The sequence below is a fragment of the Gammaproteobacteria bacterium genome (assembly GCA_021647245.1).
In the GTDB taxonomy this organism is placed as follows: Bacteria; Pseudomonadota; Gammaproteobacteria; order RBG-16-57-12; family RBG-16-57-12; genus JAFLJP01.
On sequence record JAKIVC010000015.1, the window covers coordinates 38466 to 60945 of the forward strand.

The following is a 22480-nucleotide window of genomic DNA, read 5'->3' on the forward strand; positions in this document are numbered from 1 at the left end:
CTAATGCACTATATGGTTAAATCATGGCACTGTTAGAGATCCTGACCATTCCCGACCCACGGCTTCACAAAGTGGCTAAACCCGTGGCGGCGATAACGCCCAAGATATTAAGTTTGCTGGATGATCTGCTGGCAACCATGTATCAGGCGCCGGGTATCGGCCTGGCCGCCACACAGGTCAACATCCACCAGCGCATTGTAGTGATCGATATTTCGGAGGAGAAAAACCAGCCCCTGATCCTCATCAATCCTGAAATTATTACCCATGATGGACTCATGATAAATGAAGAGGGATGCCTCTCTATCCCAGGAGTCTATGAAGATGTCGAGCGCGCAGAAAATATCACCGTAAAGGCGCTTAACCGCCACGATGAAGAGATACTGCTTGATGCTGACGGCCTGCTCTCAGTGTGTATACAACACGAGATAGACCACCTCAATGGAAAGGTTTTCATTGACCACATATCGCCACTAAAACGCCGGCGTATTAAAAAGAAACTGGAAAAAATAAAGAGGCAACCGCTCTGAAAATCATCTTTGCCGGCACCCCCGATTTCGCAGCCACCACCCTTGCGGCACTGCTAGGGTCTGAGCATCAAATTTGCGCCGTCTACACTCAACCCGACCGACCGGCTGGCAGGGGACGTAAGCTCACGCCATCCCCGGTTAAACAGCTGGCGATCCAACATAAACTCCCCGTCCTTCAGCCTCTGTCGTTACGCGATGAGGCGGCCCAGCAGCAGCTGGCCGCACTGGAAGCGGATATAATGGTAGTCGTCGCCTATGGGCTGATTCTTCCTCAAGCCGTACTGGATACACCCCAACACGGCTGCCTCAACATTCACGCATCACTTCTGCCTCGCTGGCGCGGTGCAGCCCCCATCCAGCGCGCTATTGAAGCGGGAGACAGCGAAACGGGTGTTACCATTATGCAGATGGATGCTGGGCTCGACACTGGCGACATGCTCTTGACCGCAACCTGCCCCATCAAGGATGCTGATACTGCACAAACACTGCATGACCGGCTTGCAAATATGGGCTCTCAAGCGCTGTTGACAGTGCTGCAACAACTTCAAAACGCCGCCCTTTTGCCCGTCGCCCAAGATAACAGCCTCGCCAACTACGCCCACAAGATGGAGAAGCATGAAGCTGAGATCGATTGGCAGCAGGATGCGCCGCAACTGTCACGACGAATTCGCGCATTCAACCCCTGGCCCGTCTGCTTCACATGGCTAGATGGCAAATCGTTGCGCATTTTAAGTGCCCAACCCTTAGCCCAAGTTAGCCACGCAGCGCCTGGTACCGTCATCAAGGAAGGAGATGAGGGCGTTGAGGTGGCCTGTGGCACTGGTGTACTGCGCCTCACAAAAATACAGCTAGCGGGGAAACGCGCCACTTCAGCCACAGAGTTCATACATGGCCGATCACTACTGGGCAAGCTATTGAGGCAAAAAAATGAATAATGTACGCGCACTCGCTGCCAAAACCGTACAAGATGTTGCCTACCGGGGGCGCTCGCTCTCTACCCAGCTCCCGCCCATACTGGCACAGTGTAAACCCCGTGATAAGGGCTTACTGCAAGCACTCTGTTATGGCGCACTACGCTACCACTTTCGCCTCAAAAAGATACTGCAGCTACAGATGAGCAAACCCCTAAAAACAAAAGATAGTGACATCGAAAGCCTACTCATTGTGGGACTCTATCAACTAATCTACATGCGCACCCCAGGACATGCCGCCGTCTCGGAAGCGGTCACCGCAACTCAAGCGTTAAAAAAAGGCTGGGCCAAAGGGCTGGTGAATGGTGTATTACGCAACTGCCAGCGCAACCTTGACACATTGCAGGCTCAAGCCGATACACATTACAGCAGCCAATACGCCCACCCTGAATGGCTCATTAAAAAATTACAGCGGGCGTGGCCCGAGCAGTGGCAAGAAGTTCTGGAGGCGAATAATCAGCACCCCCCGATGACACTGCGTATCAACACACAACACCACACCCCTGAAAGCTACCAACAACAACTGCTTAAGCTGCAAATCCCCGCCACTCTACACCCACACAGCCAGGCCGCCCTCACCTTGGAGCAACCTCAAGACGTAGCACAACTACCGGGCTTTACTGATGGCTGGCTTTCAGTACAAGATAGCGCCGCACAGTTGGCTGCCCAGCTACTGGATACACAAGCTAGCGAACGGGTACTCGATGCCTGCGCGGCACCCGGCGGAAAGAGCTGCCACATATTAGAGCGCCAGCCCCAGCTAAAAACCCTGGTTGCGATTGATAGTGATGCCACTCGCCTGGCACGGGTAGAGGAGAACCTGCAACGACTTAAACTCAGCGCAACGCTCCATTGCGCCGATGCCAGTGACCCATCCAGTTGGTGGAATGGTGAGCAGTTTGAACGCATCCTTCTCGACGCACCGTGCTCAGCCACCGGCGTTATTCGCCGCCACCCGGATATAAAACTGCTACGCAAAGAGAGTGATATTGATGAACTGGTGCGGGTGCAGCAACGTATTCTAGAAGCACTCTGGCCACTCCTGAAAGTGGGTGGCCGCCTGCTCTACGCCACCTGTTCACTTCTGCCCAGTGAGAACAGCGACCAACTTAGCCAGTTTTTGGCACGCCACCCCGAGGCGAAAGAGCATATTATCGCAGCTGACTGGGGAGTCAGCTGCACAGTTGGACGCCAAATTCTAACCGGAGAAGCGGGAATGGACGGTTTCTATTACGGTTGTATCGAGAAAAGCGCTTGAAAAGAGAGCAGCCAACAATAACAACTTACCTGCTGCCGCTACTGTTGCTGCTCTGCTACCAACCGGCCTTTGCTGAAAAATTTGAAATAGTAGATGCAGAGGTATCGCTTCACAATGAGATCTACCACCTCAGCAGCACCATCCGCTACCCACTGGATACAGAGCTAACCACCGCCTTGTACCGTGGCGTTGTTCTGCCGATCAAAGTCATTGTGGAAGTCTACAGACCTCGGCGCTACCTCCCGGATACAGAAATCGCCTTCTTGAAACAGCGTTATGAACTGCGTTTTCACGCCTTAACTCGGCAGTATCTCGTCACCAACTACAACAGCGGTGCTCGCGCCAGTTACAGCTCGCTCACCCTTGCGCTACAACACTTGGGAAGCATCAACAATCTGCCAATCATTGATAAAAACCTGCTAGCAGAAGGCACTGAATATCGACTGCGGGTGCGTGCCGCTATCAATACTGGCCTACTCGCCATACCCTTAAAACTCACCTCCTACTTTTACGGCCCCTGGCGTAATGAGAGCGAGTGGTGGGATATGCCACTCTAGGCCCCCGTTATGCGTCCACCAACAACTCGCCTGAATAAAATACGTCGCTATCTGCAAGCGCGCCCACTACTCAGCCTGCTGCCGGTTTTTTTGCTGTTTCTTACCATGCTCTCATCGCTGGCGCTGCTCAGCGATGCAACCCAAAATTCAGCCCGCTTTGAACGACAATACCTACAGCTTCTGGCAATCAATATCGTCGGAACATTGATCTTTATCACCCTTATTAGCTTCCGCATTGCCCATTTCATTCATGACTTTCGAAGCAACGCCATTGGTTCACGACTGGCTCTGCGCTTGGTGACCATATTCCTTCTCATATCGATTGTACCGGTGAGTGCAGTCTATTATTTCTCGCTGCAATTTATTGAAAAAGGCATCGATAGCTGGTTCGATGTGCGTATTGAGCAGGCGCTGCAAGATGCTCTAGAGCTAAGTCGCCACTCACTGGATCTGCGCATTAAACAGCTGATCGATGAGACATCGACCGTTGTTAAAGAACTACAAAGCGCCAAGCAGCAGCACCCATCGCAACTGGCCAGGCTGCACCGAAAAAATGAGAGCGCTGAACTGACTCTGATGAGTATCACTGGCCGAATCATTGCCAGCAGTACGCTGGAGAGCACCGACATACTGCCGCAAAAACCTAACGACGCCATCTTGATGCAGGTGCGGCATGGTTATAACTATGTCGGTCTGGAGCCAAACCAAAATGAGCAGTTAACGATTCGCATCGTAAGCTTGGTCGAGAATGACACCGCACTGGGTGAATCCCAAATTTTACAGGCACTCTACACTGTCCCTCAGCGCATCGGCACCCTACTAGATAGCGTTAACGACTCTTTCGCCTACTACAATGAGATGGTCTACCTGCGGGAGCCACTCAAAAACAGCTTCACCCTCACCCTCTCACTGGTGCTGCTACTCACACTCTTAACCGCCGTGTGGGTTGCCCTCTTCTCCAGTCAGCGACTGGTTGAACCGATTCGAGTGCTGGCACGAGGCACTCGTGCTGTCGCTGCGGGAGACTACAATCAACAACTTCCCCTGACCAGTTATGATGAATTTGGCTCACTGGTCAACTCATTCAATGACATGACCCGTAAAATCGCCCAAGCACGAGATGATGTGAGCCGCAGCCAGCAACAGATCGAAAAAGAGCGCGCCTACCTTGGTGCAGTACTTGGTGGGCTCACCTCCGGTGTTTTAACCCTCGATCACCGTTACAAAGTGCGCACCGTCAACACCACCGCCCGGCAAATTCTTGAGGTAAACTTTGAACCACTGATGGGCAAACACATCACACAGATTGGCAAACTGAATGAACACCTACAGGATTTCAGCCACAACACCCTGCAACAATTTGAACAACAGAGCCATGACTGGCAAGCCCAACTCATCATCTTCACCCCCCATGGGCGTAAAGCCATTATGTGCCACGGCACCCGCCTTGCCGAACGTCGACAAGGGGTTTCCGGCTATGTTTTAGTAATCGATGACATTACCAACCTGCTACAGGTACAGCGTGATGCCGCCTGGTCAGAGGTTGCCCGCCGACTGGCCCATGAGATAAAAAACCCGCTCACGCCCATTCAGCTTGCGGCAGAGCGAATGCGCCGCCGCTACCTTAAGACACTCTCCACCACCGATGGGCAGTTACTGGACCGGTCAACCCATACCATCATCCAGCAGGTTCAAGCCATGGAAGAGATGGTAAAAGCCTTCAGCGACTACGCCTATACACCCAAACTTCAACTGACTAAATTCAACTTGAACCAACTCATTGATGAAGTCGTAGAGCTCTACCGAGGCGATAGAAAAGTCACCTTTAAGCAGCAGCTGGATCCGCGACTTGGCGAACTCCAGGGCGATAAAGGTCGACTGCGCCAACTACTGCACAACCTCATCAAAAATAGTGTTGAAGCGGTCAGCCAACAGGAGAATAGCCAAGTCACCCTCACCACCACGCTGCACGGGAAGCACCCCAACGACCATATTGAACTCTGCATCGATGACAACGGCCCAGGCATTCCTGAATCACTACTAGAGCAACTTTTTGACCCCTATGTCACCAGCAAACCCAAGGGCACCGGACTCGGCTTGGCCATTGTCAAAAAAATTATCGAAGAGCATGGCGGTATCATAACGGCCCAGAACAACCCCCACGGTGGCACTCACATGGCGCTGCGTCTGCCACTACAATATAATACCCCGCTACCTGAGCAGCCAAAACAACCACACCCCCCACCCCACGGGAGAGCGAATGAAACAGCCCTACATATTGGTCGTCGATGATGAGCCTGATATTCGCCAACTCATCCAAGAGATCCTCCAGGATGAGGGGTACCAGGTTACTGTCGCTAAAGATGGTGAAGATGCCCACCAACAGATTATCAACCGAACACCCAGCCTGATCCTGCTGGATATCTGGATGCCAGGGATCGATGGCATCACCCTCTACAAGCAACTACTGGCCGAAGGGTGCCAGGCACCAGTTATTGTTATGTCCGGTCACGGCACCGTCGAGACAGCGGTAGAGGCCACCCGCCTGGGCGCACACACCTTCCTGGAAAAACCACTCTCCATGGGCCGCCTGTTACCCGCCATAGAGCGCGCACTGTCAGCATCACAATCTGGAAAGATCAGCACCCAAAACACCCACAGACATCAATCGGCAAGCCAGCTGATCGGCAAAAGTCCAACCATGCAGCGGCTTAGGGAGCAGCTTGCCCATGTCGCCAAATTTTCACTGCCCGTATTGATAGAAGGAGAAGCGGGTACCGGGAAAGCATTCAGCGCACGCTACCTACACCACAATGGCACGCAGCGTGATGGCCCCTTTGTAGAGTGCCACCTCGCAGCACTACCCATCCAGGCGATGATAAACACTCTTTTCGGCAAGGAGGAGGGCGGTAAAGTAACCCCAGGCAAGGCTGAACAAGCCAATGGCGGCACCCTCTATATCACCAGCATTGAGCAGCTTCCTCTGGAGCAACAGGATTATCTGATCGGCTACCTAAAGAGTGGCGAGTATTTCCGCCAAGGGGGCGATACCCCGCTCAAATCGACGTGCCGCCTCATTTGCACCTCAACCCGTGAGCTGCCCGCACTGATCAATGACGGCCACTTTCGCAATGACCTCTACCACCTATTAAAAAGTGCCTCCATCCACACCCCCGCACTACGAAAGCACAGTGAAGATATTCCAGAGCTACTCACCCACTTTGTCGACCACTTTGTCGAAAAGGAGAAGCTCCCCTACCGCCGCTTCGGCTTACCACTGCAAAACCAGCTGCGCAACTACCACTGGCCTGGCAACATCAAAGAGCTCAACAACATCATACGCCAGCTGTTAATCACCGGAGCAGAGCCAGAGGTACAACTCAATGAACTCAACGGGCTACTCCGCACAGAGAGCACCAAAACAACACTACCCAGCTACGACGAGCTATTTTCCCTGCCGCTACGCGAGGCCCGGGAAGCGTTTGAACGCCGCTACTTTACTCACCAAATGGAGCAACAGGGTGGCGTTGTCGGAAAAATTGCCAAAGCATCCGGCGTAGAGCGTACCCACCTTTATCGGAAGTTACGTGCGCTGGGCATCGAGTTTAAATCAGGCAAATGAGCAGTGGCGCAGCACGTTATTCGCTGTACACTAGTGTTAAAACCTAATTAAAAAATAATATGCTATGAAAATCATCATTTTGGGTGCTGGCCAGGTTGGCTCCTCCGTCGCAGAAAACCTGGTTCATGAAGCCAATGACATCACTGTGGTGGATACCGACGTCAACCGTCTGGCACTACTGCAAGACCGGCTCGATATTCGCACCATCGAAGGAGAGGCCTCGCACCCGCAAACACTTGAACGGGCGGGCGCTGAAGATGCCGACATGATCCTCGCCGTCACCAATAGCGATGAGATCAACATGGTCGCCTGCCAAGTGGCTTACACCCTGTTCCACACCCCGACAAAAATTGCCCGTGTCCGCTCCGTAGAGTACCTCGCCTATCCCAAGCTTTTTAACCAAGAAGCGCTGCCAGTTGATGTATTGATCAGCCCAGAACAGCTGGTTACCGACCACATCCAGCGCCTGATCGAGCTGCCGGGTGCGCTGCAAGTGCTCGACTTTGCTGGCGGAAAAGTACAACTGGTGGCGGTACGCGCCTACCACGATGGGCCACTGGTCGGCCATGCACTCAGTACGCTGCGAGAGCATATGCCCAAGGTGGAGACCCGCGTGGCGGCCATTTTTCGTCACGGAATACCAGTGCCACCCCATGGCGATACCGTCATTGAGGTTGATGATGAGGTCTTTTTTATCGCCGCACGCAAAGATATTCGTGCAGTAATGGCCGAGCTGCGTAATATTGATGAAAAAATAAAACGTGTCATTATTGCTGGCGGTGGCAATATCGGAAAACGACTGGCAAAAGCACTTGAGAAGAGCTGTCGAGTAAAGCTGATCGACCACAACCGCGAACGCACCGAGATGATTGCCGCAGAACTTAAAAAAACCATGGTGCTGTTCGGAGATGCGGCAGATGAAGAGCTGCTGTTGGATGAAAACATCGAAAACACCGGTGTCTTCTGCGCCCTCACCAACGATGATGAGGCCAACATCCTCTCGGCCATGTTGGCCAAGCGCCTCGGCGCACGCAAAGTAATGGCGCTGATTAACCGCAGCTCCTACGTCGACCTCGTACAGAACGGCACCATCGACATCGCCATCTCACCACAACAGGCGATGATCGGCAGCCTGCTGGCCCATGTGCGGCGAGGTGACGTAGTCGCGGTACACTCACTGCGTCGTGGTGCCGCCGAAGCGATTGAAGCCGTTGCCCACGGTGACCGCGGCTCGTCCAGTGTGGTCGGCCACGCCATTGAAGAGATCACCCTGCCCCACGGCACCACCATTGCCGCCATCGTGCGCGGTGAGACCGTACTGATTGCCCACCACGATACCGTTATCGAATCCGGCGACCATGTCATTCTCTTTCTGGTGGATAAAAAATATGTACCTGCCGTGGAAAAACTGTTCCAGGTTGGCATCACCTTCCTGTAAAAAAAGGACAGCACACTCATGCAGTTCGCCACAATCCAGCGCATCATCGGTATGTTGTTGATGATTTTCAGCGTCACCACCCTGCCCCCGATGGTTGTCTCAATAATCTATGATGATGGCAACCTGATGCCATTTATCATCACCTTTCTCGCTAGCCTGCTAACCGGCCTGCTGATCTGGTTTCCGGTGCGCAATCGCCGTAAAGATCTGCGCCTGCGGGATGGCTTTGTAGTGGTGGTCACCTTCTGGACGGTACTGGGGCTAACTGGCGCACTCCCCTTTATGCTCTCTGACAACCCACAACTATCACCAACCGATGCAATTTTTGAATCGATGTCCGGCCTCACCACCACCGGTGCCACCGTCATTTCGGAGAGTATCGACACACTTCCCAAGTCAATACTCTTTTACCGACAACAGCTTCAGTGGCTGGGTGGCATGGGCATTATCGTACTGGCGGTCGCCATTCTGCCACTCCTCGGTGTGGGTGGCATGCAGCTCTATCGAGCCGAAACACCCGGGCCGATGAAAGATAGCAAACTCACTCCCCGCATCACCGAAACCGCCAAAGCACTCTGGTACATCTACCTCTCACTCACCATCATCTGTGCGCTCGCCTACTGGGCAGCCGGCATGAGTGGCTTTGATGCCATCGCCCACAGCTTTTCCACCATCGCGATCGGCGGATTCTCCACCCATGATGCCAGCATGGCCTACTTCAACAGCCCACTCATTGAGATGATCGCGGTGTTTTTCATGCTATTGGCCGGGATGAACTTTGCACTGCACTTTCTCGCCTGGCGTTCACTCAGTCTTAGCCCCTACCGTTACGACACCGAAGTAAAAGTCTATCTCAGCATACTGGCAACCGTCGCAGCCATCACCGTCAGCTATCTCCACTACAACAACGTATTTGACACCTTCGGCGAAGCACTTCACCACGGCATTTTTCAAGCGGTCTCAATCGGTACGACCACCGGCTTCACCACCACCGAGTTTTACGCCTGGCCCGGCTTTCTTCCGGTACTGCTACTGCTCACCAGCTTTATCGGTGGCTGTGCCGGCTCCACCGGTGGCGGCATGAAAGTCATTCGCATCATATTGTTATTTAAGCAGGGTTCGCGGGAAGTGACCCGCCTGGTACACCCCAATGCACAGATCCCTATCAAGATCGGTGACAAGGTGCTACCCGAGCGGGTTATTGAAGCCGTGTGGGGGTTTTTCTCTCTCTATGTAGCCTGTTTTATCATCTTCATGCTGATCATTCTTGCCACTGGCGAAGATCAAACCACTGCATTTTCTGCCGTGGCAGCCTGCATGAACAACCTCGGCCCTGGCCTCGGCAGTGTTGGCGCACATTTTGACGACCTAAGTGATACCGCCAAATGGGTGCTTTCGCTAGCCATGCTCATGGGCCGACTTGAAGTCTTTACCCTGCTGATACTGTTCACTCCGGCCTTTTGGCGGCATTAGGCCGTGGGCGGATGGTAATGGCCTCTCCAGCGTTGATAGATCAACCAACCCACCACACCAAGCTGCACAACACCGGATATCATTGTCATCCAAGGGCTGGCGGTAAACACCGGCATCAGCAGATTATTGAGTGTCGTCATCCCCATGGCACTGAATAGCATCGGCAGCAGCAGGTAGAGCAGCAGCAGGTAAACCAGCGCGGTCGCGTCTGCTCGCTGAGTCTGCTTGGTCAAATTAAAGTAGATAACGATGGCAATATCGCGCAATAGAAACAGGAGTAATAACAGCACCACTTGATCAAGCCTCAGCAGGGTCTCCATAAAACCCATCTGCGGCGCATCTATCCACTGCAACAATAGACCCAGCACCAGCACCACCACGCTCACCAGCCAGCAAGGCAGGTGTGCTGATGCCGCGTACCACCCCTGCTGCGCACGGGTCACCTGAAAGCGACGTAGCTCTAGCGGCTCCTTGCGCTCAATAAATATCATCATGTAGCAAAGAAAAAGTGTAATGAAAAAAGCGCCTGCCAGGTTCAACTCCAGCGTATCGCTCCCGGCTACCGGGCTAAAGCCCAGCGCATAGAAAATCAGAAACAGCGAAAAACTAAGCCACACCAAAGGGCGATGTTTTAGCTGTAGCTCTTCACCCATGGTGCGGTAGAGCGCAAGCAGTGCCCAGCCACAAAAAACCACACTGCTTAGCGCCATAAAAACCAGCTCACTGATCAACAGGCCATACCAGCTAAACTGCGCGTAATACTCATCGTAAAAGGGTGCCACCGTCATGATGAAAAACAGTGTAATGATCAACGCTAAATTCGATAGACTGCGGCGATGGCGGCCCATACGCCGCACCATTAACAAGCTCATCAGCAGTGCTAATGCCTGCACCAGCACGGCTCCGCTCAGCAGTAATATCAGCTTGGGCCCCAGCAATGGCTCCCCCACCATTAAGCCACTGAATAGAAAAACCGGCACCACCAGCAAGCTGCCATACCAAACATAAACGGTACTACCAAACAACTTGCCCCAGCTCATCTGCCACGGGGTAATCGCGCTCATTCGTTGCTGATCCCAAGTACGCTTATCGATCTCATCAATCAACGCTTCACCTGCCAAGCGCACACCCCATAACATCCCCATCGCCACAAGAGTCAACCGGGCTGCACCATGAACCCCTGACCACCCGCCCATAGTATGAATAATAAAAAAGATAACCAGCAATATCGCTGGCATCATTAGCCATCGATGCAGTGTCATCTCCAGCCAAAAATTGCGTAGAAACTCAGGACTCATCATTACTTACTCTCCTGATACTGCTTCACCGTCTGTAGATAGCTCTCCTGCATATTGCGCTGTGCCGGTGCAAAGTGATAGACGCTGAAACCTTGGGACAATAGCTGTTGTAGCAGTTGATACTGAACCGCTGGGTCCGTCGAAATTTGTATTAAGCAATCCTGTTGATCGTCACTCATCAGCTCAACCCCCGAGTAGTTTTGCAACATGGAAGGGAGTGTTGGTGAAGGTGTTGCACATGCGATGCGTAGCACCTCATGTTGAGCGTGAAGGGTGCTCAGTGACTGCTGGTCAATAATCCGCCCCTGCTCCACCACTACCATCACACTGCAATACTCTTCCAGCTCCGCCAATATGTGTGAAGAGACCAGCAGAGTCATCCCTTGATCTCGCAACGCCAAAAAAAGATCCGAGAGCGCTTTGCGCGCCTGTGGGTCCAGGCCCGCGGCAGGCTCATCCAGTAACAACACTTTTGGTTGATGAATAATGGCTTGGGCGATCGCAAGGCGCTGGCTCAACCCTCGAGAGAGGGCTTTAACGGGCTGACTCAGCCGACCTTCCAACTGTAGCCGTTGCGCGGCCAATACAATGCTCGCCTCCAGCGACTCGCTGCCAATTCCATGGGAGAGTGCCGCATAGTGCAGCGCCTGTCGTAGTGTCAGCTCGTCATACAGCCCGAAAAAATCAGCCAAATAACCCATCCGCTGGTGCGCCTGACGAGGGTATTGGAGCACATCCAGACCGTCCACCCGAACTGACCCTGAAATCGGCGTATCCAGGCCCGAAATAGCCCGCATCAGCGTGGTTTTCCCTGCACCGTTGGGACCGACCAGTGCTGCAATTTCACCTTCAGAAATCGAGAGTGAAACATTGTCCAGCGCCAAAGTACCGGGATATTCAAAAACCAAATTCTTAACTTCGATCAAACATCACCCCCTGTTATCATCTACCGCTGCTACATCAACCACTTTATTGGTACACTTATTCACTCACACCTCTTTTATAGAAGCATCAGCACATGACCAGAAAATTCACAACCCAAATTCTCCATGCGGATCGTTCAGCCACCATCGAGCACTTTGCGGTACACAAACCTGTTCATACCACCATCGCCTACGGCTATCCCGATGCCGAACACCTGGCCCGCGTATTTAAGGGAGAAGAGAGTGGCTTTGTTTACAGCCGACAATCCAATCCTACCACGGCAGCGTTAGAAACCAAGATTACCCACATGGAAGATGGGCTGGCCACAGCCTGTTTTAGCACCGGTATGGCGGCGATTGGCTCAACCTTTCTGGCACTGTTAAGCGCAGGAGACCATATCGTCTCCAGTGCCTACCTGTTTGGCAATACCAATAGCTTGATGGGCACCATCGACACCCTTGGCTGCCAAGTGAGTCTGGTCGATGCCACCGATGTGACCCAGGTTGAAGCCGCACTCCAAGAAAATACTCGCTTGGTCTTTGTAGAGACTATCGCCAACCCACGCACTCAAGTTGCCGATTTAGCCAAAATTGGCGAGCTTTGTCGTGAACGGGGGCTACTCTATGTCGTCGACAACACCCTCACCTCACCCTACCTGTTTCAACCCAAAGCAGTCGGTGCCAGCCTGGTTATCAACTCATTAACCAAATATATCTGTGGCCACGGCAACGCTCTGGGTGGAGCCGTGACCGATACCGGGCTCTATGACTGGAGTCACTACCCCAATATCTACGACACCTATAAAAAGTTTGAACCCTGTTATTGGGGCATTACACAGATACGCAAAAAAGGGTTACGCGATTTTGGCAGCACCCTCACCGCAGAGTCGGCACATAAGATTGCCATTGGAGCAGAGACCTTGGCACTGCGCATGGAGCGTGCCTGCGATAACGCCACGGCACTGGCCAACTTTTTCTCCAATCACCCGGCCATCTCGAAGGTCTACTATCCTGGCCTGCAAGCGCACCCGCAGCATGCGCTATCCAAATCACTCTTCAAGCACCACGGTGCCATCATCAGCATTGAACTGGCAGAGGGGCATGACTGTTTTGCATTTCTAAACCAGCTGAAACTGGTTATTCTCTCCAGCCACCTAGGAGATAACCGCACCTTAGCCATTCCAGTCGCACACACTATTTATTGGGAGATGGGCGCAACCCGCCGCGCCGAAATGGGCATTGACGACTCACTCATTCGCCTCTCCATCGGCATCGAAGATCAACAAGATTTGTTGGATGATTTTTCCCAGGCACTTATTACCACAGGATGACGCTGCAAGATCGCCCTGGGGTCAGACTAGCCCAGGCTACCCACCCAGCTTAGACATAAACCTGACAATCTTCTCCGGCTGCTCATTAAAGTCATGCTGTGCGGGCTTGAGCGCGAGGGCTTTAATAATAGCCGCTTGCAACGCCTCGTCGCTGGCATCGCCGCGCAGCAGTGGCCGCAAATCTGCACTATGCTCTTGACCGAGGCAGAGGTAGAGCACCCCTTCCGCAGAGAGCCTTACTCGATTACAGGTTTCACAGAAGTGTTGTGAGATAGGGGTTATGAAGCCCACTTTTAGACGGCTATCGACCACCTGCATGTAGTGGGCAGGGCCACCGCCTGACATGGTGCCCGGCACCATATTAAATGTTTCGCTCAGTTGTTGGCGCACCGTGTTTAAATCCAGGTAGTGCTCCGTCGCCATTTGACCACCACTGCCGACAGGCATGGTCTCAATCAGGCGCAGGGTGAAATTATTGTCACCGCAGTAGCGCACCATGTCAGCAAATTCATCATCATTAATCCCCTTCATCGCCACCATATTTATCTTAACTGGGCTCAGCTCAGCCGCCCTTGCCGCCGCCAAACCATCCAGCACTGGCTGTAGATCACCGCCACCGGTTATCGCAGAAAATCGATCAGCACGCAGTGTATCCAGACTCACATTAATGCGCGAAATACCCGCCTCTTTTAATGGCAAGGCACAGTCGGCAAGTAGCGTGGCATTGGTACTCAGAGAGAGGTCATCAATCGCCGGGATAGCCGCGATGCGCGCAATTAACGAGGTAATATCAGGGCGTGCCAGCGGTTCGCCACCCGTGAGGCGGATGCGAGAGACACCCAACGCAGCAAAGGCCACCACCACCCGTTCAATCTCATCAAAGTTAAGCCACTCGCTCGGTGTGGAAAAACCTTTAGTGCCTTTGGGTAGACAATAGAAGCACCGCAGATTGCAGCGATCAGTCAACGATAATCGTAGATAGGTAATATGCCGACCTTGCGGGTCGATCAACGCCTTGCTCAATTCCGACTCCAACACTCAGGTAATAGCCAATAATGACACCCTATAGAGGGATAGACAACTTAAGATCAGGCATTATAGCGTGCAATACCCGTACAAGCCCGGAGAAAGCGTTACCCTAACCCCTAGATAGAGGCGCGAGATGATATGTAAGCGTTTGGTTTCACAGTAAAACTAAAAATATTAGTCGTACCCGCAGGTTCGGCGGCTATTTTTTTGCTGCGGGGTCAATAGGTTGTGCAGCATACGTGTTTATATCTGGGGATTAGTACATCAAGGCATTTTCACACACAAAGAAGAAGCCTATGGGGCATATGTGACCAATTGAGCACGAAAGCAACCAAGCGTTGAGGTAAAAGATGAGTACACTGAGTAGTTACAACCACCTGCCAAGGCTTTGCTGGCATAATAGCGCCACCGTTCAAAAAATATTAACTCGGGTTAAATAGAGCACCATGAAAATTTTACTTGCGCCAATGCAAGGGGTGGTTGACCAGCAGATGCGCGCTTTTTTGACCAACATCGGTGGCCTGGATCTCTGCGTCAGTGAGTTTGTCCGTGTTACCGACCGCCTGTTACCACGCCGTGTGTTTCGTCGCATCTGCCCGGAGCTTCTCCATGATGGCGTTACGCCAGCGGGCACACCCGTGGTCGTACAACTGCTGGGTGGCATCCCCGAAATTGTGGCTGTCAATGCCCAACGCGCCATCGAAATGGGAGCTAAGGGGATCGATATTAACTTTGGCTGCCCCTCCCGGTTTGTTAACCGCAAAGCGGGGGGTGCTGTATTACTTAAAGAGCCTGAACGGGTTCAGCAGATTGTTGCGGCCGTTCGCGCTGTGGTTCCCGCCGACATTCCCTTTAGTGCCAAAATTCGCCTCGGCTATGACGATACTACCCTGGCACTGGAGAATGCCCACGCCGTTGAAACGGGAGGTGCCGATAGTGTTGTGGTACATGGGCGTACCAAAAAAGAGGGCTACCGACCACCTGCGGACTGGCACTGGATCGCCCGTATCCGCGCATCACTCACTATTCCGGTGGTCGCCAACGGCGATATAAATTCGGTAGAGGAGTATCTGCGTTGTCGGTACATCAGCGGTTGTGATGATGTGATGATTGGCCGAGGTGTGATTATCAACCCTGGATTGATACAACAAATTCGTCAATTTCAAAGCGGCCGTGACGGCAGCGGCATCACATGGCAATCTATTATTCCGCTGATTGAAACCATGTTACTCGAAGGGTTGGCCGCCCAGGTGGCAGACCGTCATATCGTCTCACGCCTCAAGCAGTGGCTCTGTTATCTAAAACAACACTACAGTGAAGCTCAGCAGCTGTTTGATAAAATCCGCACCCTCAATGACCCGCAACAGGTTCGTAGACTGCTCCACAAGTAAAAAAGTAGCGACACCCCTGTTTTATCAGTAGAATCCGTTACCAGTTTAATGAAGGAATAGGTTTTATTCATGGGTTGGGAAGCGTGGTTTACTCTGGCAATTATCGGCGGCTGCTTTAGTGCTCTGCTTTTAAGCCGGGTTTCAGCCGATGTAATCATCGTCGGTGGGCTGATGATTTTACTGCTGGTCGGCATTCTCACACCCCAGGAAGCACTGTCAGGGATGGCCAATGAGGGGATGGCCACTGTAGCACTGCTGTTTATTGTTGCCGCAGGCCTAAAAGATACCGGCGCGATTGGCTGGCTCAGCCAGGCGATGCTGGGTCGCCCCAAAAGCATCATCGTCGCCCAATTACGACTCATGGCACCCGTGATGGCGATGAGTGCCGTGCTCAACAACACACCGGTGGTTGCCATGCTGATTCCAGCAGTCAACGACTGGGCCAAGCGCCAGCAATTTTCAGTCTCTAAATTGATGATGCCCCTTAGCTATGCAGCAATCGTCGGGGGCACCATGACCCTCATAGGCACCAGCACCAATCTCATTGTAAATGGCCTCTATATTGAACAGAGTGGCACCAGCGGCCTTGGCATGTGGGAGCTAGCTTACCTCGGTTTGCCAGCAGCATTAATAGTGCTGCTCTACACCCTGTTTACCAGCAAATGGTTATTAAAAGAGCGCCTGCCCGCCATCAGCCAGTTCGATAATATGCGCGAATATACCATTGAAATGGAGATAACCCCCGCAGGGCCACTGGCTGGAAAAACCATCGAACAGGCGGGACTACGTCAGCTTCCTGGGCTATTTCTCTCCGCCATTGAGCGGGATGGGGACTTAATACCAGCCGTTTCACCTCGCACCCAACTTCTTTCCAGCGATATTCTGATCTTCGCCGGGGTGGTTGACTCCGTAGTCGACCTGCAAAAGATAAGGGGGTTACAGACCCCAACTGAACAGCACGAAGAACTCAACTCACAACGTCACGCACGCACCATGGTTGAAGTGGTCGTCTCCAATAGTTGCCCGCTATTGGGACAAACTATTCGTGAAGGGAAATTCAGGGCGCACTACAATGCCGCCATTATTGCGGTAGCGCGTAATGGTGAACACCTGAATCAGAAGATTGGTGATATTAAACTTTCAGCGGGTGACACCCTACTGTTGGAGGCCTCCCCCTATTTCATTGAACGACAGAGAAACTCGCGGGATTTCTACCTCGTCAGCACCCTAGCGGGCGCCAAGCGCCCCAACCACGACAAGGCCGCACTGGCCATGGCGATTATGGTCGGAATGATCGCCGCCGTCACCATCGGCTGGCTCAGTATGTTCAAGGCGGCTTTTCTAGCGGCAGGTGTAATGATCCTGACACGCTGCATCACCCCAGGCAGTGCCCGGCGCAGCGTGGACTGGCAGGTGTTGATCGTGATCGCAGCCTCCATCGGCATCGGTGCCGCACTCACCAAAAGCGGTGCCGCCAGCGCCATCGCCCACCAACTGGTCACCACCGCCGGTGCAGAGCCGATGCTAGCACTGGCGTTAATCTATCTAATGACCGTGCTTTGCACCGAAATGATCACCAACAATGCAGCCGCCGTTTTAATGTTCCCCATTGCACTAATGACCGCCCAACAACTTGATGTCAGCATGATGCCCTTCATCATCGCCATTATGTTTGCCGCATCGTGCAGCTTTGCCACCCCCATCGGCTACCAGACCAATTTAATGGTATATGGCCCCGGTGGTTACCATTTTTCTGACTACCTGCGTTTTGGCTTACCCATCACACTCATACTTTCAGGGGTGGCACTCACCATCATTCCTATCGTCTGGCCCTTCTAAACACGCAACCAGCTAGCCAAGGCCTTACGGTTAGGGTGATTTCCTCCAAAAAAGTGTCATGTCTGAGCTGTTTAAGCGTGAGGATATTAACTGGCACAGGTTGAGTAGCAACGTCGCCAAGACAGCCTGATATGTATTAACTCGCAACTCATTATTCCAGAAGTCTTTTTTTCTGGAATAATGATTGTCTAATACCATCGGACTTTATGTATTTACTCGCCAACAATCCATATTATGGATAATTAAGCTGGTGGCGAGTTAATACATAAAGTCTAAATCAACAGGTTGTGCGACACGGGTGTTTTCGGCAGATTAGAGAGTCAAGCGTGGCGTTGACGTACCGCCTCAAACAGGCAAACCCCTGCCGCCACAGAGACGTTAAGGCTGGAGACCGAGCCATACATTGGAATATTAATCAGCAGGTCGCAGTGTTCACGAGTCAGGCGGCGCATACCTTTGCCCTCGCTACCCATCACCAGCCCAAGGGGGCCTTTAAGATCAGCTTGATGCAGCGTGCTTTGTGCTTCACCTGCCGCACCGACCAACCAAATACCACGCGCCTGTAACAGCCGCAAGGTACGCGCCAGATTGGTCACTTGAAAAAAAGGGATATGTTCAGCCGCACCACACGCCACTTTGCGAACCGTTGCATTCAGTCCGGCCGCCTTATCTTTGGGAGCTATCACCGCATGGACACCCGCAGCGTCTGCACTTCGAAGGCAAGCGCCCAGGTTGTGTGGATCTGTCACACCGTCAAGAATCAACAAGAGTGGGGCAGTTTCAACGCCATCCAGCAGGTAAGGGAGGTCTTTTTCATGATAACTGGGGCTCTGCTTACACAGCGCCAGTACCCCTTGGTGGCGCGCACCCGCACTGCCACTATCCAACACCTCTCGCGTAACCTGGCGAACTACAATCCCGCTGTTTTCAGCCAGCGCTACAACCTCAGCCAACCGAGCGTCACGACGTTGATCTGCCACCTGCAACTCAACAACCAGCTTAGCGTTATATTGCAGAAGAGAGTGTACCGCGTGCAGCCCAAATATCACCTGATCAGCCACTGTTACTTAATCCTGGGATTTTTCTTTTTTCGGCTTGGGTTTACGCTTGCGCTTTGGCCGGCTTTTGCCCTGCGGCTTGCCACCCTCATCGGCAGGCGCTACTGGCTTGCTCTCATCTGGCTTGACGGCAGCGGCAACTGTTTCTGTTTGATGATGACGAGGTTTACGAGGCCTACGCGGACGCTTTGGTTTTGGCTGCGGCGCATCGGCCAGCGCTTTTTGGTCGGCTTCAGAGGGCACCAGCTCAAAATCAACTTTGCGCTCATCCAGGTCGACCCGTGTAACGCGCACACGCACAGGATCAGCCAGGCGATATGAGATTCCGCTCCGCTCACCTTGCAGACGATGCTTGGCGGGATCAAAGTGAAAATAATCGTCTGCAAGCGAGGTGATGTGAATCAACCCTTCTATATAGATATCTTTCATCTCAACGAAGAGCCCAAAACCGGTTACGCTGGTCACAATGCCGTCAAACTCCTGCTCGACCTTATCCAGCATATACTCACACTTTAGCCAATCTGTTGCATCACGAGTCGCCTCATCAGCACGGCGCTCCGTCATGGAACAGTGCTCACCCAAATTGGCCATATCACTTTTAGAATAAACAAATTCGTTCAATGACTTACCCGAGATGAGATGCTTAATTGCACGATGAACCAACAGATCAGGATAGCGGCGAATCGGCGAGGTGAAGTGCGCATAGCTCTCATAGGCAAGGCCAAAGTGGCCCACATTATCCGGATGGTAAACTGCCTGGCTCATACTGCGCAGCATTACGGTTTGGATCAGATGTTTATCTACACGCCCCTGAATATCGCTCAACAACTTGGTGTAATGGGTCGCTGTCGGCTTGGTACGGCAGCGTAAACTAAGACCCAGCTCAGCAAGGAACTCCTTGAGCTTTTCAATCTTCTTCTCCTGCGGCTCTTCATGAATACGATAGAGCGTCGCAATTTTACCGGTCAGCATATAATCCGCCGCCGAAACATTCGCCGCTAACATACACTCTTCAATCATCATGTGTGCGACATTGCGTGTGGTCGGCACGATCTTCTCAATCTTGCGATCTTCGGCAAAGACAATACGCGTTTCGGTGGTGTCGAACTCAATCGCACCACGCTTTTTTCGACGGCTATCCAGCGCAGTATAGAGCCTGTGCAGCTCCTCGACGTGGGGCAAAACATTCGCATATTCGGCGCGAAGGCTCTTATCTTTATCCACCAGCATCGCGGCCACTTTATTGTACGTGAGCCGGGCGTGTGAGCGCATCACACCCTCAAAGAAACGATATTTACGCACCGCACCCTGCGCCGTAATAAACATTTCGCAAACCATGCAGAGACGGTCTACCTCGGGATTGATTGAACAGAGACCGTTGGAGAGCACCTCGGGCAACATCGGTACAACACGCTCCGGAAAGTAAACCGAGTTACCCCGCTCACGCGCCTCAACATCCAGAGGGGCGTTATTTTCAACATATGCGGAGACATCAGCAATCGCAACCAGCAGACGCCACCCTTTGCCATGGGGCTCACAAAAAACAGCATCATCAAAGTCCCGTGCATCCTCACCATCGATGGTGACCAACGGTAGCTCGCGAATATCCTCTCGCCCCTGCTTAGCCTCTTCAGGTACCTGTTCACCAAACTTCTTAATTTCATCTAAAACTGACTGTGGCCACTTCTCAGGCAATCCATAGGAGCGAATGGCCACGTCAATCTCCATCCCCGGTGCCATATGGTCACCCAAAACCTCGGTCACTTTACCCACCGCCTCACGTTTTACGGTGGGGTATGACAACACTTCCAGCGTGACAAACTGACCATGCTGAGCACCGCCGTACTGATCAACCGGCACCAGAATATCCTGTGCAACACGCTTATTATCTGGACGAATAAAACCAATCCCATCTTCCACATAAAAACGACCCACCACATGTGTGTGGCTGCGCTCCAGCACTTCGACGATTGACCCCTCACGGCGACCACGCCGATCCACACCGGAAACATAAGCCACCACCCGGTCACCATGAAAAACCTGGCGCATTTGACGATCGGAAAGAAATAGGTCATCCCCGCCTTCATCAGGAATCAAAAAACCAAAACCATCCGGATGCCCCGCAACGCGCCCACGCACCAAATCAGTCTGATCAATCAAACAGTAGGCACCGCGGCGGTTATACAGCAACTGCCCATCACGTTCCATAGCACGAAGCCGACGGCGTAGCGCCTCTACCTGCTCAGGCTCTCGCAGATCAAGCTTCTCTATTAAATAGTTACGGGTGAGCGGTTTACCGGCCTCAGCAATGATTTCCATGATAAATTCACGGCTGGGAATAGGGTTATCGTATTTGCAGGCCTCGCGGTCAGCGTGTGGGTCACTCTGCGGCTGTTTAGTCATGAATTCTCAATTTACTCTGCTATCTTCTTATATGATCTGGACATTCTAACCTGTTAGGCACAATTAATCTTGTAAATTTATGCGGCATCTGAATGAGCCCAGTTAAATATTTTCCTCGAAAAATCACACTTAAATCCCTCCCAAAAGCTACAATTAAAGCTGTGGCTACACCTCAAACACTTCTAGGACGAACCAAATGTTTTACAACCACATACCCACGCTAAGCCAAAACACACCCTTCAGGTGGCAGCCTAGGCAAAAAGCATACAAAGCAACTTCACCTATTCTCTATTGGCTAGCCGCGCTCACTCTCGTGTTTATCAACGCACCACTCGCTTATTCCGATACTACACAACAGAGCGCACCCTGCATTGAATGCCACCAACAAGCACACCTGCAACCACTCACCAGCATCGTCGACGATGCACACGCCAGAGCCAAGGTAAGCTGCCTGGACTGCCACAACATCACTTCAGACAATCAGAGCACAGAACATCACAATTACCGGATCATCACATTCCCAGGCTCTGCCAGCTGCCAAGCTTGCCATCAAAAATAGCACGGCCCGAGGAACTCCAATCCCCAGACGAGAACACGAGTGCTATACAAGCGCTTGATTCCACAGCAAAACAAAAAATAGCCACGGCTCTTCTCCGGTCTTGCGAGTGAAAAAAGATGCCGATTATAGTGTAATCTGTTGATATATAAGGCTTGTCACAACTTCATATAGAACAGAATATGAATATCGACACCCCGAAGGATATTTTGGACCTCAAAGGACAACGGGTCAATGAGGTTAAGCGGGATGAGCAACCGCTCGTCATTCACTGTCATCGAGACAAGCGTAGACGCGCTGTAGACCCCGTTACCGGCAAGAAGGGAACCATTAACCGCTATGTCCGCCGAAGCGTTCGAGACGTGCCGTTATTTGGCTACCCTTGTATCATCGACATTCAGCTGGCACAGGTGTTTATCAGCAAAAATGAACGACGAATGGAGTCTTGTAAGTTCGTCGACAAGGGATACCGCTTCACTCACCGCTTGCCATATGATCAGTGGCCTGTGTCGCCACATGAGCACTCAGGCCGTTGCTAGGCATTTGGGATTACACTGGGAAACCGTAAAAAATATCGATAGCCCTAATCCCTAGATAGAAGCGCGAGATGATGTGTAAGCGTTTGGTTTCACAGCGAAACTAAAAATATTAGTCGCGCACGCAGGTTCGTGCGGCTATTTTTTCTACTCTGCTCAAATTATGCACTTATTGGTTGAGTCTAAGCCTTAAAAATCACTCTTCATTCCCACCTAGCGACTAGCACTAGAATTAGGGTGTTGCCAGACAAAAAACGCTTCTGTATAGTT

At 52.3% G+C, this 22480-nt stretch carries 19 protein-coding genes; 14 read left to right on the forward strand and 5 right to left on the reverse strand.

All coding sequences use genetic code 11. From position 1 onward, the window contains the following. The first annotated feature begins 23 nt into the window (after positions 1 to 23). The 8 genes from def to L3J94_05885 all read left to right on the forward strand — a co-directional run bounded on the left by def (position 24) and on the right by L3J94_05885 (position 9846). Positions 24 to 527: a peptide deformylase gene (gene def / locus L3J94_05850; protein MCF6218274.1), complete on the forward strand. Its 504-nt coding sequence runs from the start codon at positions 24 to 26 to the stop codon at positions 525 to 527. Next, the gene (gene fmt, locus L3J94_05855; GenBank protein MCF6218275.1) at positions 524 to 1462 is read left to right on the forward strand and encodes a methionyl-tRNA formyltransferase; all 939 of its coding nucleotides are present in this window, start codon (positions 524 to 526) and stop codon (positions 1460 to 1462) included. Before def ends, fmt begins: the two co-directional genes overlap by 4 nt. Beyond that, positions 1455 to 2756 carry a 16S rRNA (cytosine(967)-C(5))-methyltransferase RsmB gene (gene rsmB, locus L3J94_05860; protein MCF6218276.1) on the forward strand — a complete coding sequence of 434 codons (1302 nt, stop codon included), beginning with the start codon at positions 1455 to 1457 and terminating at the stop codon, positions 2754 to 2756. Before fmt ends, rsmB begins: the two co-directional genes overlap by 8 nt. After that, positions 2753 to 3313, forward strand: coding sequence for a DUF4390 domain-containing protein (locus tag L3J94_05865; GenBank protein MCF6218277.1), 561 nt, complete (start codon positions 2753 to 2755; stop codon positions 3311 to 3313). The genes rsmB and L3J94_05865 overlap by 4 nt, the downstream gene beginning before the upstream one ends. A 9-nt stretch (positions 3314 to 3322) precedes the next feature. Then, positions 3323 to 5605 carry an ATP-binding protein gene (locus tag L3J94_05870; GenBank protein ID MCF6218278.1) on the forward strand — a complete coding sequence of 761 codons (2283 nt, stop codon included), beginning with the start codon at positions 3323 to 3325 and terminating at the stop codon, positions 5603 to 5605. Beyond that, positions 5574 to 6935, forward strand: coding sequence for a sigma-54 dependent transcriptional regulator (locus L3J94_05875; protein ID MCF6218279.1), 1362 nt, complete (start codon positions 5574 to 5576; stop codon positions 6933 to 6935). Before L3J94_05870 ends, L3J94_05875 begins: the two co-directional genes overlap by 32 nt. Before the next feature lie 64 nt (positions 6936 to 6999). Next, positions 7000 to 8373, forward strand: coding sequence for a Trk system potassium transporter TrkA (gene trkA, locus L3J94_05880; protein ID MCF6218280.1), 1374 nt, complete (start codon positions 7000 to 7002; stop codon positions 8371 to 8373). An 18-nt stretch (positions 8374 to 8391) separates the two neighbouring features. Further along, positions 8392 to 9846 carry a TrkH family potassium uptake protein gene (locus L3J94_05885; GenBank protein ID MCF6218281.1) on the forward strand — a complete coding sequence of 485 codons (1455 nt, stop codon included), beginning with the start codon at positions 8392 to 8394 and terminating at the stop codon, positions 9844 to 9846. Here the strand turns inward: L3J94_05885 and L3J94_05890 are convergent. Together L3J94_05890 and L3J94_05895 are read right to left on the reverse strand one after the other, a co-directional pair. After that, positions 9843 to 11147 carry a hypothetical protein gene (locus L3J94_05890; protein ID MCF6218282.1) on the reverse strand — a complete coding sequence of 435 codons (1305 nt, stop codon included), beginning with the start codon at positions 11145 to 11147 and terminating at the stop codon, positions 9843 to 9845. The genes L3J94_05885 and L3J94_05890 overlap by 4 nt on opposite strands. Then, positions 11147 to 12070, reverse strand: a complete 924-nt coding sequence (locus L3J94_05895) for an ABC transporter ATP-binding protein (GenBank protein MCF6218283.1) — start codon at positions 12068 to 12070, stop codon at positions 11147 to 11149. Before L3J94_05895 ends, L3J94_05890 begins: the two co-directional genes overlap by 1 nt. A gap of 92 nt (positions 12071 to 12162) precedes the next feature. Between L3J94_05895 and L3J94_05900 the strand changes: the two genes are divergently transcribed. Next, positions 12163 to 13398 carry a cystathionine gamma-synthase family protein gene (locus tag L3J94_05900; GenBank protein MCF6218284.1) on the forward strand — a complete coding sequence of 412 codons (1236 nt, stop codon included), beginning with the start codon at positions 12163 to 12165 and terminating at the stop codon, positions 13396 to 13398. 36 nt (positions 13399 to 13434) lie between these two features. Here the strand turns inward: L3J94_05900 and moaA are convergent, their stop codons facing one another. Then, the gene (gene moaA, locus L3J94_05905) at positions 13435 to 14436 is read right to left on the reverse strand and encodes a GTP 3',8-cyclase MoaA (GenBank protein ID MCF6218285.1); all 1002 of its coding nucleotides are present in this window, start codon (positions 14434 to 14436) and stop codon (positions 13435 to 13437) included. A 437-nt stretch (positions 14437 to 14873) separates the two neighbouring features. Here moaA and L3J94_05910 point away from each other — a divergent pair, with 437 nt between their 5' ends. Continuing rightward, on the forward strand, positions 14874 to 15818 hold the full coding sequence (locus L3J94_05910) for a tRNA-dihydrouridine synthase (protein ID MCF6218286.1): 945 nt from the start codon (positions 14874 to 14876) through the stop codon (positions 15816 to 15818). A gap of 69 nt (positions 15819 to 15887) precedes the next feature. Continuing rightward, a complete protein-coding gene (locus L3J94_05915; protein ID MCF6218287.1) occupies positions 15888 to 17657 on the forward strand; it encodes an SLC13 family permease in 1770 nt (589 codons plus the stop codon). Positions 17658 to 17977: 320 nt separating this feature from the next. On the opposite strand, the gene rlmB is transcribed toward L3J94_05915, so the two are convergent. Beyond that, the gene (gene rlmB, locus L3J94_05920) at positions 17978 to 18718 is read right to left on the reverse strand and encodes a 23S rRNA (guanosine(2251)-2'-O)-methyltransferase RlmB (GenBank protein ID MCF6218288.1); all 741 of its coding nucleotides are present in this window, start codon (positions 18716 to 18718) and stop codon (positions 17978 to 17980) included. 6 nt (positions 18719 to 18724) lie between these two features. Next, a complete protein-coding gene (gene rnr, locus L3J94_05925; protein ID MCF6218289.1) occupies positions 18725 to 21118 on the reverse strand; it encodes a ribonuclease R in 2394 nt (797 codons plus the stop codon). A gap of 196 nt (positions 21119 to 21314) precedes the next feature. Here rnr and L3J94_05930 point away from each other — a divergent pair, with 196 nt between their 5' ends. From L3J94_05930 to L3J94_05940, 3 genes are all read left to right on the forward strand, one after another. Next, positions 21315 to 21677, forward strand: coding sequence for a hypothetical protein (locus tag L3J94_05930; GenBank protein MCF6218290.1), 363 nt, complete (start codon positions 21315 to 21317; stop codon positions 21675 to 21677). A 179-nt stretch (positions 21678 to 21856) separates the two neighbouring features. After that, the gene (locus tag L3J94_05935) at positions 21857 to 22213 is read left to right on the forward strand and encodes a hypothetical protein (protein MCF6218291.1); all 357 of its coding nucleotides are present in this window, start codon (positions 21857 to 21859) and stop codon (positions 22211 to 22213) included. Beyond that, positions 22191 to 22268, forward strand: a complete 78-nt coding sequence (locus tag L3J94_05940; GenBank protein MCF6218292.1) for a transposase family protein — start codon at positions 22191 to 22193, stop codon at positions 22266 to 22268. Before L3J94_05935 ends, L3J94_05940 begins: the two co-directional genes overlap by 23 nt. Positions 22269 to 22480: the final 212 nt, after the last annotated feature.

What these genes read in the sequence shown, in the direction of transcription:
- L3J94_05940 (MCF6218292.1), top strand. Translation starts at nt 22,191, where the DNA reads ATGAGCACTCAGGCCGTTGCTAGGCATTTGGGATTACACTGGGAAACC.
- L3J94_05885 (MCF6218281.1), top strand. Translation starts at nt 8,392, where the DNA reads ATGCAGTTCGCCACAATCCAGCGCATCATCGGTATGTTGTTGATGATT.
- L3J94_05890 (MCF6218282.1), bottom strand. Translation starts at nt 11,147, where the DNA reads ATGATGAGTCCTGAGTTTCTACGCAATTTTTGGCTGGAGATGACACTG.
- L3J94_05900 (MCF6218284.1), top strand. Translation starts at nt 12,163, where the DNA reads ATGACCAGAAAATTCACAACCCAAATTCTCCATGCGGATCGTTCAGCC.
- trkA (MCF6218280.1), top strand. Translation starts at nt 7,000, where the DNA reads ATGAAAATCATCATTTTGGGTGCTGGCCAGGTTGGCTCCTCCGTCGCA.
- L3J94_05930 (MCF6218290.1), top strand. Translation starts at nt 21,315, where the DNA reads ATGTTTTACAACCACATACCCACGCTAAGCCAAAACACACCCTTCAGG.
- L3J94_05910 (MCF6218286.1), top strand. Translation starts at nt 14,874, where the DNA reads ATGAAAATTTTACTTGCGCCAATGCAAGGGGTGGTTGACCAGCAGATG.
- L3J94_05870 (MCF6218278.1), top strand. Translation starts at nt 3,323, where the DNA reads ATGCGTCCACCAACAACTCGCCTGAATAAAATACGTCGCTATCTGCAA.
- L3J94_05875 (MCF6218279.1), top strand. Translation starts at nt 5,574, where the DNA reads ATGAAACAGCCCTACATATTGGTCGTCGATGATGAGCCTGATATTCGC.
- L3J94_05935 (MCF6218291.1), top strand. Translation starts at nt 21,857, where the DNA reads ATGAATATCGACACCCCGAAGGATATTTTGGACCTCAAAGGACAACGG.
- rsmB (MCF6218276.1), top strand. Translation starts at nt 1,455, where the DNA reads ATGAATAATGTACGCGCACTCGCTGCCAAAACCGTACAAGATGTTGCC.
- def (MCF6218274.1), top strand. Translation starts at nt 24, where the DNA reads ATGGCACTGTTAGAGATCCTGACCATTCCCGACCCACGGCTTCACAAA.
- L3J94_05915 (MCF6218287.1), top strand. Translation starts at nt 15,888, where the DNA reads ATGGGTTGGGAAGCGTGGTTTACTCTGGCAATTATCGGCGGCTGCTTT.
- rnr (MCF6218289.1), bottom strand. Translation starts at nt 21,118, where the DNA reads ATGACTAAACAGCCGCAGAGTGACCCACACGCTGACCGCGAGGCCTGC.